The sequence below is a fragment of the Pseudooceanicola sp. genome (genome assembly GCF_029213205.1).
In the GTDB taxonomy this organism is placed as follows: domain Bacteria; phylum Pseudomonadota; class Alphaproteobacteria; order Rhodobacterales; family Rhodobacteraceae; genus Pseudooceanicola.
The window spans coordinates 195096-208968 of the sequence record NZ_JARGNH010000002.1 but is presented as its reverse complement, the minus strand read 5'-3'; the positions used below and the strand labels follow the sequence as shown (position 1 = coordinate 208968).

The following is a 13873-nucleotide window of genomic DNA, read 5'->3' as shown; positions in this document are numbered from 1 at the left end:
CTGCGACCGCCCGGACTCCAGTCCCGGAGCCGGGCGACCGCTTCCCGTGAGTGGGGCCGAAGGCCCCCCTGTCATTCAGGGCGCGGGGTTGATCCCCGGCTCAGAAATTGGCCACATCCAGCGCCATCACCGTATCTGCGCCGGAGCTGATCCGGACCAGGTGCATCGCTGTCGCAGGCAGACGTCGGGCCATGTAATAGCGACCCGTCGCGATCTTGGTTTCGTAAAACGCCGCATCGTCGGCGCCTTCGGCCAGCTTGGCCTTGGCCGCGATCGCCATCTTGGCCCACATCAGGCCGAGGCAGACATGGCCGAAGAGATGCATGAAATCATAGGATCCGGCCAACGCATGGTTGGGGTTCTTCATGCCGTTCTGCATGAAGTACATCGCCGCTTCCTGCAGGTGTTTGGAGGCGGTTTTCAGCGGCTCGACAAAGTCGCGGGCGATCTCGTCGTCATCGGCATTGTCCTTGCAGAAGCCCTTGACCAGATCAAAGAAGGCCATCGCGGGTTTGCCACCGTCCGAGGCCAGCTTGCGCCCGACCAGGTCCAGCGCCTGCACCCCGTTGGCGCCCTCATAGATCATCGCGATCCGCGCGTCGCGGGCGAATTGCGACATGCCCTGTTCTTCGATATAGCCGTGACCGCCATAGATCTGCTGGGCCAGAACCGCCATTTCAAAGCCCTGATCGGTCAGGAAGCCCTTGAGCACCGGGGTCAGCAACGACACCAGAGATTCCGCCGCGGCGTCATCCTTGCGCATGGAGCTGTCGATCATCTGGGCGCCCCAGAGGGCAAAGGCGCGGCCCGCTTCGACAAAGCTTTTTTGATCCATCAGCCCGCGGCGAATGTCGGGATGCACAATCAGCGGATCGGCGGGGCCATCGGGGTTTTCCGCCCCGGTGACGGCCCGGCCTTGCAGACGGTCCTTGGCGTAGATCAGCGCATTCTGATAGGCGGCTTCAGCCACCGCCAGCCCCTGCATGCCGACGCCGAGACGCGCCTCGTTCATCATCGTGAACATGGCGCGCATGCCCTTGTGTTCCTCGCCCAGCAGATAGCCGGTGGCGCCGTCGTAATTCATCACGCAGGTGGCATTGCCGTGAATGCCCATCTTCTCTTCGAGATTGCCGACCGACAGGCTGTTGCGGGCGCCGATCTGGCCGTCGTCATCGACCAGGAATTTCGGCACGATGAACAGCGACACGCCCTTGATCCCCTCGGGGCCGCCGGGAATCTTGGCCAGCACCAGATGGATGACATTCTCTGACAGGTCGTGATCGCCCGCCGAGATAAAGATTTTCTGCCCGCTCACCAGATAGCTGCCGTCGCTCTGCGGCTCGGCCTTTGTGCGCATCAGCCCCAGATCGGTGCCACATTGCGGCTCGGTCAGGTTCATCGTGCCGGTCCAGTCGCAGCTGACCATCTTCGGCAGCCATTTCGCCTTTTGGGCCTCGGAGCCATGCGCATGGATCGCCGAATAGGCGCCATGGGTCAGGCCCTGGTACATGGTAAAGGCCATATTGGCGCCGGTGAACATTTCGTTGGCTGCAAGCGCCATGATATGCGGCATGCCCTGGCCGCCGTAGTCAGGATTGCAATCGAGACCGGTCCAGCCGCCCGCGCGCATCTGATCGAAGGCCGCCTTGAACCCGGTGGGGGTATGGACCATGCCGTTTTCCAGCCGACAGCCCTCGCGGTCGCCGACCAGGTTCAGCGGCGCCAGGACCTCTGAGGCGATCTTGCCGGCCTCGTCCAGGATTGCGGCGGTGAAATCGCGGTCGAGCTCGTCATATCCGCGAACGTCGCTTTGCGAGACATTCAGAACATCATGCAGGATGAACTGCATATCCTTAACCGGGGCGGTGTAGCTTGGCATTGATTTCTCCTGACGGGTCTTGACGTGTCTTGAAATGGGCCGGGGAGCAGAAGCCTACCCGGTGGCCCGTTGCTTTTCGTTGAACGAGGCCAGCATCCGGGCGCCCCAGCTCATCTGTTCTTCCAGCTCGGCGATGGAACCGTCCAGCGTCGCGCGTTGGGCTTTCATGTCGGCCAATCGTTCGCTTGCGATCGCATAGGTGGATTCGATCTGCGTCTTTTGCTGATCGCCAATGTAGTAGAGATCGAGCAATTGGCGAATCTCCTCCAGGCTGAACCCAAAGCGTTTGCCGCGCAGGATCAGTTTCAGACGGGCGCGGTCGCGCCGGGTGAACAAACGCTTTTGTCCGATCCGGATCGGAAACAAAAGCTCTTTGGCTTCGTAGAACCGCAGGGTGCGCGGGGTCACTTCAAAGGTGTCACACATCTCGCGGATCGTCATGGTCGCTTCGGGTATCATACGGCCTCCAGTTTCTGACTGTTTGGTCAAATATTGATCTGCAGCCGGGAAATGCGGCAGTCCGGATTCCGTTTCAACGCTTATTCAAGTTTACCTAACCACTACGCTACGTCACTTTGACGCGCGTGCAAGATCAATAAATCTGACCTCGCGTCACCGGCAATTTCCTTACCCTGCGGCAACGACGGCACGGCGCCTCTGGCGCTTGTTTTATTGATATTCGGCGGGTGTCGACGTCAGACGAGCGGCAGTCCGAGGGATTGCGCGGTGTCGTTGCGAATGCCGCGCAGCTCTTCGATGGCCTCGTCGACCTGGCGCTTCTGCTCGTGAAGCTCGGCCAGTTGCCGGTCGGCATGGTCGATCCATTCGTGCAGCTGCACGTCACCGCCTTGGTTGTCGTAGATATCGAGCCACTGGCGAATGTCCTCCAGCGGAAAGCCGAATTTTCGGCCGCGCAGAATCAGCTTCATCCGGGCGATTTCACGCTTGCCATAGAACCGCGCCCGACCTTCTCGGTCGGGTTGCAGCAATTCTATATATTCATAATAGCGCAGGGTTCGCGGAGTCACATCGAACCGCGCACACATATCTTTGAAATTCAAGCGCTCGTCAGGCATCGAACGGTTCCGGGATCAGAGTCTGATGCAGATTAGGCATTTCACGCCTGCGGAGCAACCTTTGCGCCATGCCGATGGCGCACCTTGCCCTTGGCGGGAATAGCGGGTGGTATGTCGGCAACCGCAGAACCACAGGCCGGACATGGACGACGATAGAAAACGCCGAATCGCGCAGCAATTCATGGAAGGGTTGCCGCACGCCCGAGCCCTGTCGATCCAGCTGGAGTCGACTGGCGCGGGCGAAGTGACGATGACCTTGCCCTATGACGCCCGCCTGGTTGGCGATCCGAGCACCGGAGTGTTGCATGGCGGTGCGGTCTCGACCCTGATGGACACCTGTTGCGGTGCGGCGGTGATGACGCATCCGGATGCGCCCGGGGTAACCGCCACCATTGACCTGCGCATCGAATACATGCGCCCGGCGCTGGCCGGGCGGGCGATCACCGCGTGTGCCACCTGTCATCACATCACCCGCTCAGTCGCCTTTGTGCGCGCAATTGCCAGTGATGGCGACGACGACCGCCCGGTGGCCACCGCCAGCGGTGCCTTTTCCGTGGGCGGGGGCGGCGTATGAACCGCCCGCCGAAAGACAGCTTGCAGCAGATCAAGCAGCGCCGTGACGCCGCCCTGGAGGCGCTGGCGGTCGGGGTGCCCTATATCCAGTTTCTCGGCATCAGCTTTGAGCGGCGAGGGGACGAGCTGACGGCGCTGCTGCCGTTTCGCGATATGCTGATCGGCAATCCGGTGCTGCCGGCGCTGCATGGCGGGGTGACGGCGGCATTTCTGGAGGTGACGGCGATTGTCGGCCTCGGCTGGGCCTCGCTTTGGGATGAAATTGAAAGCGGCGCAGTTGATGCGGCGGCCCTTGCCACCGGCAAAGCGGCGGGCGCGACCTTGCCCCGGCTGCCCCGCACCATTGATTTCACAGTCGATTACCTGCGCTCGGGCCTGCCACGCGACGCTTATGCACGGGCCGAGGTCACCCGCTCTGGCCGCCGCTATGCCAGCGTGCTGGTCGAGGCCTGGCAGGACAACCGCGCCCGGCCCTTTGCCCATGGCCTGGGCCATTTCGTGATGCCGCAGCGGGGCGAGGCGGGATGAGCACCGATTCCAGTGCCGCCGCGCGCCCGATCCTGTCCAATCGACGGGTGTTGCGGATCGCCTTTCCGATTGTGCTGTCGAATGCCACGGTGCCGATCCTGGGCGCGGTCGACACCGGGGTTGTCGGCCAGTTGGGCGAGGCCGGACCAATCGGTGCGGTCGGCATCGGCGCGGTGACCATCACCTCGATCTACTGGGCCTTCGGGTTCCTCAGGATGGGCACCACCGGGCTGGTCAGCCAGGCGCATGGAGAGGGTGACAGGTCCGAGGTGGCGGCGCTGCTGACCCGGGGGCTGATGCTGGCCTGGGCTGGCGGGCTGCTGCTGATACTGTTGCAGTTGCCGATTTTCGCCGCCGCGTTTTCGCTGTCCCCGGCCTCGGCCGAGGTTGAATCGCTGGCGGCGGGGTATCTGCGGATTCGGATCTATTCAGCGCCTTTCGCGATTTCGGTCTATGTTCTGACCGGCTGGCTGATTGCCCAAGAGCGCACCGCCGGGATGCTGGCGATTCAGGTGGTGATGAACGGGGTGAATATCCTGCTCGATCTGTGGTTCGTGCTGGGGCTCGGCTGGGGGGTCAGCGGGGTTGCGGTGGCCACCTTGATATCTGAGGCCTCGGGCGCGGCGCTGGGGCTCTGGTTGTGCCGGGCGGCGTTTCGCGATCCGGCCTGGCGCGATTGGCCGCGGGTGTTCGACCGGGTGCGGCTGAAACATATGGCGGTGGTCAACACCGACATCATGATCCGTTCGATGCTGCTGCTGTCGATCTTTACCTCGTTCATGTTCTTTGGCGCCCAATTCGGCGATGTGCAGCTGGCGGCGAACCAGGTGCTGCTGCAATTCCTGCATATCACCGCCTATGCGCTGGACGGGTTCGCCTATGCCGCCGAGACGCTGGTCGGGCAGGCGCTGGGCGCGCGGGCGCGTCCGGCGCTGCGCCGGGCGGCGCTGCTGACCTCGGGCTGGGGGGGGCTGTCCTGCCTGGCGATGGCGCTGACCTTTGCGATGGCCGGCGGGCCGATGATCGACCTGATGACCACCGCGCCCGAAGTCCGCATTGCCGCGCGCGAGTTTCTGCCCTGGATGGTGATCGCGCCGCTCACCGGCTGCATGGCCTGGATGCTGGACGGGATATTCGTCGGCGCCACGCGGTCGCGCGACATGCGCAACATGATGCTGATCTCGGCGTCGGCCTATTTCGCCGCCGCATTTCTGTTGATCCCGATCTGGGGCAACCACGGGCTGTGGATCGCCTTTCACGTCTCGTTCCTGCTGCGCGGGCTGACGCTGTTGGCGCGCTACCCGGCGCTTGAAGCCGCCGCCGATGCCCCACGCCGCGCCGATGCGGGCTGATTTCGGGCGTGGGGCGGGGTCAGGATCACACAGGTTCGCGAATGTCGTGATCAGCCTAGGGTTGCGCTGTGGAAACGCGCGCGCCGACAACGATCACGCCGGATCCGAACGATACCGCGCCGCCGCCGCGCCGCGATCGTCGGGCACCTGAACCTGCGCGCGCCGGCCTTTAGGTGAGGCAAGTGACCCTTGGCGGCCAAATTCCGATCCGAAATCGCGGTATTTTGGCAACAGGCCCGGGGGGCAGAAGTGCCCCGGGTCCGGCCGGGACTGTACCCTTGGCTAAACAAGCCTCTGGCTGGGGGGCCTCAAAACCGGAACTGTTCAGGCGTCGTATACTCGCCGCCGCCGCCGAGGCGGCGGATCAGACCCCAGGCTTGTCGTTTCTGCGGGGCCGGATCATCACCAACGGCGCCTTGGGCGAACGCCAGGATCGTTGGCGGATCGGAACGGTCGCCGTCAGCTATGTCTGCGGGTGAGGCGGGCGCGATGAATTTCCCACCGGTATCAGGCGCTGGGCCCCAGGTGATCGGTGCCGATTACGCCCTGGTGCGCGGCAGTCTCTCTCTGCCGCAACCGGCGTTTGACCCGTTGAACCGGGCCCGTTTGCGCCGCCGGGCTGGATTGGCAGGGGAAACGTGGCCGGGCGTATTACGGCATCACCTGGCCCGGTAAAGAATTCGCCGGGCAGCCCGAAGGCCAATGTATCGGAGCGTTGCGACGCGATTACGAATTCTGAATGCACAGAAACAAAATCTTCCCAAGATTCCGACGTTCTGCTAAATATATGAGCAATAACAAGGCCAGAAAATAGGCCGAAAAAGAATTTGTGTTTTGAGCAGTCAAGGGGCAGCAGGCATGGGAACGGGCTATTTTGGCACGTTCGTCATATCCTGGGCGCAATCAGAGGTTGACGGCTTACCGGCCGCTCCGGTGCGCGCGCTCGCTGTGGGGGCTTCATGGGCCTGGCACGGTGATGCGGTAAGGGTAGACGGACCGACTGAAGTATTACAGCTTCAGATGGCAGGCGAACAGATTGATATTCGGCGACGCGCGGCGCGAAGCGTGCGCCGTCTGGTTGGCGCGGCGGTGACCGACACCAACCGACTGGAAGACGTCGAGGTGGACGAACCTTTGTCCGACACCGGCTTTGTCGTCACCAATGGCGCACGCAGCTACACCGTGACGATGATCGAGACCGGCCCGTCGACGCCGCCGCTGTTGATGTTCGTCGGTGAGATGCCGCCGCGGGGGGCCGATCTCTGGGTCGTGCATGTGATGCCCGGCGATCGGCGCGAAACTGCGGCGGGTGTGGTGGACGAGAAAAGCGGCTTTATCTGCTTTACCCCCGGCACCCGGATCCGCACCCCGAACGGTCTGGCCTTTGTTGAGGATCTGCGCGAGGGCGACCTGGTGCAGACCAAGGACAATGGCGCGCAGCCGGTGCTCTGGACCGGTGCCCGGCGGATGACCGGCGCAAGGCTCTATACCATGCCCTGGCTGCGTCCGATCCGAATTCGCGCCGGTGTCTTCGGCATTGCCCAGCCGGATGCGGAATTCCTGGTCTCGCCAGAGCATCGGATGCTGATCCGTGGCCCGGTGGCGCGAGCGCTGTTCAACACCAGCGAGGTTCTGGTTGCGGCGCGGGATCTGGTGCATGGCAGTTCGATCGTGCAGGATACCAAGGTGCGCGATATCACCTATGTGCATATGCTGCTGCCTGAGCATCAGATCGTCTGGGCCAATGGTGTGGAAACCGAAAGCTTCCATCCCGCCAATGCCTCGCTTGACGCCCTGACCGAGGGCGACCGCCAGCGGCTGCTTGAGGGGATGCCGGAAATCCGTGCCGATGCCTTTGCCTATGGCGGCTTTGCCCGGCGCAATCTGACCTCACCCGAGGCGGCGATCCTGTTGCATGAGGCGGCCTGAGGCGCGCGGCTGGAAATCGACCAGGCAAAGCAACTGATGACGCGGGCGTGGAGGTGTTGACTTCCACGCCCGCGCCCGTATAAGCGCGCCTTCTATTGGTGTTGGTGGCCCCCGCAAGGGGAAGCCTGTCGGGGTTTCGGCCCAAAGGACAACGCCCTTCATCCGCGGCCCCGGCCGCACCACATTTGAAGGAGATCAGACGGTGACCAAACGCACCTCTGCCAAATACAAACTCGACCGCCGGATGGGCGAAAACATCTGGGGCCGTCCGAAATCCCCGGTCAATCGTCGCGAATATGGCCCCGGCCAGCACGGTCAGCGCCGCAAGCAGAAGATTTCCGACTTCGGCCTGCAGCTGCGCGCCAAGCAAAAGCTTAAAGGCTATTACGGCGACCTGACCGAAAAACAATTCCGCCGCATCTTTGGCGAGGCCGAGCGGGTCAAGGGCGATACCGGTGAAAACCTGATCGGTCTGCTGGAACGCCGCCTGGACGCGGTTGTCTACCGCGCCAAATTCGTCGCCACGGTGTTTGCCGCGCGTCAGTTCGTGAACCACGGCCATGTCACGGTCAACGGTCAGCGCGTCAACATCCCCTCCTACCGGGTGAAAGAAGGCGACGTGATCGAGGTCCGCGAAAAGACCAAGCAGAACGCCACCGTGCTTGAGGCCGTTGCCTTGGCCGAACGCGATGTGCCCGATTACATTGACGCCGATCATTCCAAGATGACCGCGACCTTCGTGCGCACCCCGGCGCTGGGCGATGTGCCTTACCCGGTGATGATGGAACCGAACCTCGTGATCGAATATTACGCGCAGAACTAACCGTTCCGCAGCTTGATTGTCCAAGGGCCGCGCCGCAGGGCGCGGCCCTTTCGTTTGCCCCGATGCCAGGGCGCAGGATTTGCCCGGCGGCCAGAGGAGAAACCCCATGCAACATCCGGTTTACGCGCGCATCGACGGCCCGGTGATCCTGATCGGCTTTGGCTCGATCGGGCGCGGCACCCTGCCGCTGATCGAACGGCATTTCGAATTTGATCGCGACAGGCTGGTGGTGATCGAACCGAACCCGGCGCTGCATGATGAGCTGCGCGCAAAGGTGCCCAATCTGGTGACCGAGGCGCTGACCGAGGCGAATTACCGCGACATCCTCGGTCGCCTGATCGAGCCGGGCAAAGGCTTTGTCGTCAATCTCAGCGTCGACACCTCCTCGCTCGACCTGATGCGGTTCTGCCGTGAAAACGGGGTGCTTTACATCGACACGGTGGTCGAACCCTGGGCGGGCTATTATTTTGGCACCGAGGACAATGCCGAACGGACCAATTACGCGCTGCGCCAGACCATGCGCGACGAAAAGGCGGCCAATCCCGGCGGCAGCACGGCGGTCAGCTGTTGCGGCGCCAATCCGGGCATGGTGTCCTGGCTGGTGAAAGAGGGCTTGCTGACTCTGGCTGCCGATCTTGGCGATGACGTTCCCGCGCCCGCCGACCGCGCGGGATGGGCCAGCTTGATGCAAAGCCTTGGCGTCAAGGGCGTGCATATCGCCGAACGCGACACCCAGGTGCGGCTGGCCCCGCGCGCGCCGGGACATTTCGTCAACACCTGGTCGGTCGAGGGCTTTATCGCCGAGGGGTTTCAACCGGCGGAACTGGGCTGGGGCACCGCCGAGACCTGGATGCCGGAGAATGCGCAGTCTTTCGACAGCGGCTGTCGGGCGGCGATCTGGCTGGAACAACCCGGCGCCAGTACCCGCGTCAAGACCTGGTGCCCGACGCCGGGCCCGCAATTCGGATTCCTGGTGACTCATAACGAGGCGGTCTCGATCGCCGATTACTATACGGTGGGGCGCCCCGAAGCACCGGACTTCCGGCCCACCTGCCATTATGCCTATCATCCCTGCGATGACGCGGTGCTGTCGCTGCATGAGATGTTTGGCTCCAACCAGATCCAGGAGGTGCATCACATCCTTGAGGCCGACGAGATCGTCGATGGCATTGACGAGCTCGGGGTGCTGCTGTTCGGGCACGCGAAAAACGCGCTCTGGTATGGCTCGCGCCTGTCCAATGCCGAGGCCAAGACGTTGGCGCCGGATCAGAACGCCACCGGGTTGCAGGTGACCAGCGCGGTGCTGGCCGGGATGGTCTGGGCGCTGGAAAATCCACAGTCCGGGATCGTCGAAGCGGATGAGATGGACCATGCCCGCTGCCTGGCGGTGCAACGCCCCTATCTCGGCCCGGTCGAGGCGCATTACACCGACTGGACACCGCTGACCGACCGGCAGACGCAATTCCCCGAGGATCTGGACGAGGACAATCCCTGGGCCTTTCGCAACGTGCTGGAGCGTCTCTGACCGCCTGGCGCCAGCGCCACCTCGGTCAGCGGTCGGTTCTGTTCGAGGATCGGGAAATCGATGATTGCGATAGGCATGTTGGGGTCCCTTGCCGATCGGCGCAGGATGACACAGGCCGTCCGGCGGACGCCTGCGCCGCTCTGACGAAAACCGGCCCTTACCGGACAGGCGGCAGAGGGCCGGGGCCTATGGCTTTGGCCCCGGCGCTTCGCTATGAGGGGCTAGATTTAACGAGGTGTTCATCATGTCGGACCAGATTCAGCCGCAACCGGGCATCATGGATATCGCGCTCTACGTCAGTGGCGAGAGCACGATTGAAGGCCGGGCCGAGGTGCTCAAACTGTCGTCGAACGAGAACCATTATGGCTGCTCGGACAAGGCACGCGAGGCATTCCTGCGTGCCGCCCAGGCGCTGAACCGCTATCCGAACACCGATCATGGTCCGCTGCGCCGCGCCATCGGCGAGGTGCATGGGCTGGATCCTGACCGGATCATCTGTGGTGTCGGCTCTGACGAGGTGCTGCAATTCATCACCCAGGCCTATGCCGGGCCGGGGGATGAGGTGATCACCACCGAACACGGCTTTTCGCTCTATCCGATCCTGGCGCATGCGGTCGGCGCCACCCCGATCACCGTGGCCGAGGTCGATCGCTGTATCGATGTCGATGCCATCCTCGCGGCGGTGACTGACAAGACCCGGATCGTGTTTCTGGCCAATCCGGCCAATCCCACCGGCACCATGGTCGCCGCAGATGAGATCGCCCGGCTGGCCAAGGGCCTGGCCGGACGGGCGCTGCTGGTCCATGACGGCGCCTATGCGGAATTTGTTGAGGGCTTTGACGGCGGCGCCAGCCAGGTCGATGACCATGCCAATGTGGTGATGACCCGGACGTTTTCGAAGATCCACGGCCTCGGCGGGCTGCGCATTGGCTGGGGCTATGCGGCGCGCCCGGTGATCGATGTGCTGAACCGGATCCGCCAGCCCTTTAACCTCTCCGAGGCGCAGATGGCTGCGGCCGAGGCGGCGATGCGCGACACCGAATTCGCCCGCCGCTGCCGCGAAGACAATATCCGCTGGCGCGACTGGTTGCGCAATGCGCTGGTGCAGATGGGGATTGCCTGCGACCCCAGCCACGCCAATTTCATCCTCGCCCGCTTCGCCGATGCCGATGAGGCCGAGGCGGCGGACAAGGCGCTGAAGGACAGCGGCATTCTGGTGCGCCGGGTGACCGGCTATGGCTTTCCCGAGGGGTTGCGGATCACCGTCGGGGATGAGGCCGCTTGTCGGCGCGTCATCCATGCCCTCGGTCAGTTCAAGGGGGTGCGCTGATGGCACAGGTCTATGATCGGGTCGCTCTGATCGGGCTGGGGCTGATCGCCTCGTCGATGTTCTGGGCGGTCAAACGCGCCGGGCTGGCGGGCGAGGTCACCGGCTATGCCCGCAGCCAGGCCACCCGCGACAGCGCGCGGCGCATCGGGCTGTGTGACCGGGTCTGCGACAGTGCCGCCGAGGCGGTGAAGGATGCCGATCTGGTGGTGCTCTGCGTGCCGGTCGGGGCGATGGGCGCGGTTGCCGCCGAAATCGCGCCGCAACTGAAACCGGGGGCCACATTGTCGGATGTCGGTTCGGTGAAGCAGGCGGTCATCGAGGCGGTCGCGCCGCATCTGCCCGCAGGCGTGCATTTCATTCCCGCCCACCCGCTGGCGGGGACCGAACATTCCGGGCCCGAAAGCGGCTTTGCCGAGTTGTTCGACAACCGCTGGTGCCTGCTGGTGCCGGTGCCCGACACCGCAGCGGAACCGTTGGCCCGGCTGCGCACCTTCTGGGAAGGCTTGGGCGCCAATGTCGATGAGATGGATCCCGCCCATCACGACCTTGTGTTGGCGGTCACCTCTCACACACCGCACCTGATCGCGTATACAATGGTTGGTGTGGCCGATGACCTGCGTCGGGTGACCGACAGCGAAGTGATCAAATATTCGGCCGCCGGGTTTCGAGACTTCACCCGGATTGCCGCGTCGGATCCGACCATGTGGCGCGATGTGTTCCTGACCAACAAGGACGCGACATTGGAAATTCTTGGCCGCTTCACCGAAGAGCTTTTTGCCCTGCAACGGGCGATCCGCATCGGGGATGGAGAGAAATTGTTCGATTATTTCACCCGCACCCGGGCGATCCGGCGCAGCATCATCGAGGCCGGGCAGGACACCGATGCGCCGGATTTCGGCCGGATCGGCCCCAAAAAATGAGGCCGGTCGCTCAGGTCTGCAACCGGGTCTGCCGGTGTGTCAGCCTGAGTGTTGGCCTGCTCGCCCTGGGCAATCTGGCGCTGGCGGATGCCCCATCGCGATCCCTGCGTCCGGTGGCGCGGGGGCAGGTGGTGGCCGGGCAGGTGATCCCCTCAGAGGTCTTCGTCGATGCGATCGCCGAACAGGGCGAGGCGGCGGCGCGGGCGCGGGTGCAATCTCAGCCACGCCCGCAGCCAAGGACACAGGCCATGGTCGGCCCGGCAGATCCGCCGGCCAGCGTCCGCGCACCGGCTGCGGCGCCGAAAAAGGAACGGCGCGGGCTGCTGTCGCTGTTCCGCCCCAAGCAGCGCAGCCCGGCGGTCGAGGATCGGGCCCGCCGCAGTGGCGCAGCGCGGCGCCAGAACATGATCTGCGGCGATCCCGATATCCAGGGGGTGGAGGTTGGCCGAGTCTCAGGCACCCTCAAGGGCTGTTTGGTAATCGATGCGGTGCGGGTGCAATCGGTTGCGGGTGTTGATCTTTCGACCCATGCGGTGATGGATTGCCAGACCGCCAAGGCCCTGAAGAATTGGGTGGATCGCGGATTGCGCCCAGCCGTGGGGCAGCGTGGCGGCGGTATCGCCGGGCTGCGCGTGGTGGCGCATTATTCCTGCCGCACCCGCAACAGTCAGAAGGGCGCGAAGCTTTCCGAACATGCCAAGGGCAAGGCCATCGACATCGCCGGGATCAAACTCAGGGACGGCAGCGAGATCACTGTTCTGACCGGCTGGAACGAACGCAAGACCCGCAAGGTTCTGCACAAGGCGCATGCCGCGGCCTGTGGGCCCTTCGGCACCGTCCTCGGCCCCGATGCCAACCGGTTCCATCGCGATCATTTCCATTTCGATACCGCCAGCTATCGCGGCGGGCCCTATTGCGAATGAGATGCCTGGCGGTCAGCGCAGCCGCAGGACCGGCGCCGGGCCCAGAGGCACCGGCCCCAGGTGGATGCGCCCGCCGCTGAACCCGAGGGTGACATTCAACGTGTCCGGGCGCCCCGACAGGTTCGCCGCCAGTTCCAGCGCGGTCTCGACGCTGCTGGCCAGGCTTTCGGGCAGCGCCCCGGCCGCCACCGCCACCCGCAGCATGTCGCGCCAATTCTCGGCCTTGATGGCGATTTCACCGGTCGGGGTGCCAGCACCGTCCACCGTGAGTTCACCTGTCGCTGCCAGTTTCAGACTGCCCCATTCGGCCTTGAGCAGCCGCAGCTTCAACCGCTCGACCTGCGGGCGGGCGTGTTCCAACGCGTCCAGATCCCAGGGTCGATCGAAATCGCCGTCAAAGTCGAGCTGCAGCGTGGCGATCTGGTCGGGCAGGGCGATGCCACGCGCCAGCCGGGCGACCAGCGGTGTCGGCAGGCGCACCCCATGCGCCAGCGCGCCGTAACGATAGCCGTGGTCGGTGCCGGGCAGGCGTTCGGTGGCCAGAGTCAGGCTGTCCAGCTCGGTGACCTCGGTGCCGGTGATCCGGATCTGGGTTCCGATCAATGTCGCCCGGTTCAGCGGCAACCTCGGCGCTGGATCCAGCGCCAGGCTGGCGCGCATATCGGCGCTGGCCAGGGTGAATCGGTCGAGCGGCGTCGACAATTGGCTTTGCGGCGGGAACACCGCGATCACCTGGGTTGGCTTGTAGGACAGCGCCAACAGTTGAAAGAACGGGGCCCGCCAGGCCCAGCCGGTGGTGGGATCGGCCAGCGCCAGATCGGTGAAGGTGGTATCGAACCGGTTGGGAAACCCCGCGACCCTCAGATTGCTGTAATCGGCCTGCCAGCCCTCGGTGCGACGGGCCTCGAACCAGGTGGCAAAGCCGGCCTCGGCGCCGCGCGACCCGATCAGCCAATAGCCGGACCAGAACAGCGCCGCGGCGAGGATAACAAACAGCAGGCGTTTCAACGGCAGA

Annotated in this window: 13 protein-coding genes; 9 read left to right on the top strand and 4 right to left on the bottom strand. The window is 64.0% G+C overall.

Features of this window, described 5'->3' with window-relative positions; translation table 11 throughout:
• Nucleotides 1-100: 100 nt before the first annotated feature.
• The 3 genes from P1U48_RS03460 to P1U48_RS03450 form a co-directional block, all read right to left on the bottom strand.
• On the bottom strand, nucleotides 101-1879 hold the full coding sequence (locus tag P1U48_RS03460) for an acyl-CoA dehydrogenase C-terminal domain-containing protein (RefSeq protein ID WP_301067235.1): 1779 nt from the start codon (nucleotides 1877-1879) through the stop codon (nucleotides 101-103).
• A 54-nt stretch (nucleotides 1880-1933) separates the two neighbouring features.
• On the bottom strand, nucleotides 1934-2338 hold the full coding sequence (locus P1U48_RS03455) for a MerR family DNA-binding transcriptional regulator (protein ID WP_301067232.1): 405 nt from the start codon (nucleotides 2336-2338) through the stop codon (nucleotides 1934-1936).
• 236 nt (nucleotides 2339-2574) lie between these two features.
• The gene (locus P1U48_RS03450; RefSeq protein WP_301067230.1) at nucleotides 2575-2955 is read right to left on the bottom strand and encodes a MerR family DNA-binding transcriptional regulator; all 381 of its coding nucleotides are present in this window, start codon (nucleotides 2953-2955) and stop codon (nucleotides 2575-2577) included.
• 142 nt (nucleotides 2956-3097) lie between these two features.
• Between P1U48_RS03450 and P1U48_RS03445 the strand changes: the two genes are divergently transcribed.
• The 9 genes from P1U48_RS03445 (at nucleotide 3098) to P1U48_RS03405 (ending at nucleotide 12858) form a co-directional block, all read left to right on the top strand.
• Complete coding sequence (locus tag P1U48_RS03445) at nucleotides 3098-3529, top strand: PaaI family thioesterase (protein ID WP_301067228.1); 432 nt, start codon at nucleotides 3098-3100, stop codon at nucleotides 3527-3529.
• Nucleotides 3526-4056, top strand: coding sequence for a PaaI family thioesterase (locus tag P1U48_RS03440; RefSeq protein WP_301067225.1), 531 nt, complete (start codon nucleotides 3526-3528; stop codon nucleotides 4054-4056). Before P1U48_RS03445 ends, P1U48_RS03440 begins: the two co-directional genes overlap by 4 nt.
• A complete protein-coding gene (locus P1U48_RS03435) occupies nucleotides 4053-5408 on the top strand; it encodes an MATE family efflux transporter (RefSeq protein WP_301067223.1) in 1356 nt (451 codons plus the stop codon). The genes P1U48_RS03440 and P1U48_RS03435 overlap by 4 nt, the downstream gene beginning before the upstream one ends.
• An 858-nt stretch (nucleotides 5409-6266) precedes the next feature.
• Entirely contained in the window at nucleotides 6267-7337 is a 1071-nt protein-coding gene (locus tag P1U48_RS03430) for a Hint domain-containing protein (RefSeq protein ID WP_301067221.1), read from the top strand.
• Nucleotides 7338-7539: 202 nt separating this feature from the next.
• On the top strand, nucleotides 7540-8160 hold the full coding sequence (gene rpsD / locus P1U48_RS03425) for a 30S ribosomal protein S4 (RefSeq protein WP_301067219.1): 621 nt from the start codon (nucleotides 7540-7542) through the stop codon (nucleotides 8158-8160).
• Between the two features lie 106 nt (nucleotides 8161-8266).
• Nucleotides 8267-9685 carry a saccharopine dehydrogenase NADP-binding domain-containing protein gene (locus P1U48_RS03420; protein ID WP_301067217.1) on the top strand — a complete coding sequence of 473 codons (1419 nt, stop codon included), beginning with the start codon at nucleotides 8267-8269 and terminating at the stop codon, nucleotides 9683-9685.
• A gap of 244 nt (nucleotides 9686-9929) precedes the next feature.
• Nucleotides 9930-11015 (top strand): histidinol-phosphate transaminase, encoded by a 1086-nt coding sequence (hisC, locus tag P1U48_RS03415; protein ID WP_301067214.1) that lies wholly within the window; start codon nucleotides 9930-9932, stop codon nucleotides 11013-11015.
• Nucleotides 11015-11935 carry a prephenate/arogenate dehydrogenase family protein gene (locus P1U48_RS03410; protein ID WP_301067212.1) on the top strand — a complete coding sequence of 307 codons (921 nt, stop codon included), beginning with the start codon at nucleotides 11015-11017 and terminating at the stop codon, nucleotides 11933-11935. The genes hisC and P1U48_RS03410 overlap by 1 nt, the downstream gene beginning before the upstream one ends.
• Complete coding sequence (locus P1U48_RS03405; RefSeq protein WP_301067209.1) at nucleotides 11932-12858, top strand: extensin family protein; 927 nt, start codon at nucleotides 11932-11934, stop codon at nucleotides 12856-12858. Before P1U48_RS03410 ends, P1U48_RS03405 begins: the two co-directional genes overlap by 4 nt.
• 12 nt (nucleotides 12859-12870) lie before the next feature.
• Here the strand turns inward: P1U48_RS03405 and P1U48_RS03400 are convergent, their stop codons facing one another.
• On the bottom strand, nucleotides 12871-13866 hold the full coding sequence (locus P1U48_RS03400; RefSeq protein WP_301067207.1) for a DUF2125 domain-containing protein: 996 nt from the start codon (nucleotides 13864-13866) through the stop codon (nucleotides 12871-12873).
• Nucleotides 13867-13873 lie beyond the last annotated feature (7 nt).

Excerpts from the sequence above, each read along its gene's own strand:
- P1U48_RS03445 (WP_301067228.1), top strand. The coding sequence starts at position 3,098 with ATGGACGACGATAGAAAACGCCGAATCGCGCAGCAATTCATGGAAGGG.
- hisC (WP_301067214.1), top strand. The coding sequence starts at position 9,930 with ATGTCGGACCAGATTCAGCCGCAACCGGGCATCATGGATATCGCGCTC.
- P1U48_RS03455 (WP_301067232.1), bottom strand. The coding sequence starts at position 2,338 with ATGATACCCGAAGCGACCATGACGATCCGCGAGATGTGTGACACCTTT.
- P1U48_RS03435 (WP_301067223.1), top strand. The coding sequence starts at position 4,053 with ATGAGCACCGATTCCAGTGCCGCCGCGCGCCCGATCCTGTCCAATCGA.
- P1U48_RS03405 (WP_301067209.1), top strand. The coding sequence starts at position 11,932 with ATGAGGCCGGTCGCTCAGGTCTGCAACCGGGTCTGCCGGTGTGTCAGC.
- P1U48_RS03430 (WP_301067221.1), top strand. The coding sequence starts at position 6,267 with ATGGGAACGGGCTATTTTGGCACGTTCGTCATATCCTGGGCGCAATCA.
- P1U48_RS03450 (WP_301067230.1), bottom strand. The coding sequence starts at position 2,955 with ATGCCTGACGAGCGCTTGAATTTCAAAGATATGTGTGCGCGGTTCGAT.
- P1U48_RS03420 (WP_301067217.1), top strand. The coding sequence starts at position 8,267 with ATGCAACATCCGGTTTACGCGCGCATCGACGGCCCGGTGATCCTGATC.
- P1U48_RS03440 (WP_301067225.1), top strand. The coding sequence starts at position 3,526 with ATGAACCGCCCGCCGAAAGACAGCTTGCAGCAGATCAAGCAGCGCCGT.
- P1U48_RS03460 (WP_301067235.1), bottom strand. The coding sequence starts at position 1,879 with ATGCCAAGCTACACCGCCCCGGTTAAGGATATGCAGTTCATCCTGCAT.
- P1U48_RS03410 (WP_301067212.1), top strand. The coding sequence starts at position 11,015 with ATGGCACAGGTCTATGATCGGGTCGCTCTGATCGGGCTGGGGCTGATC.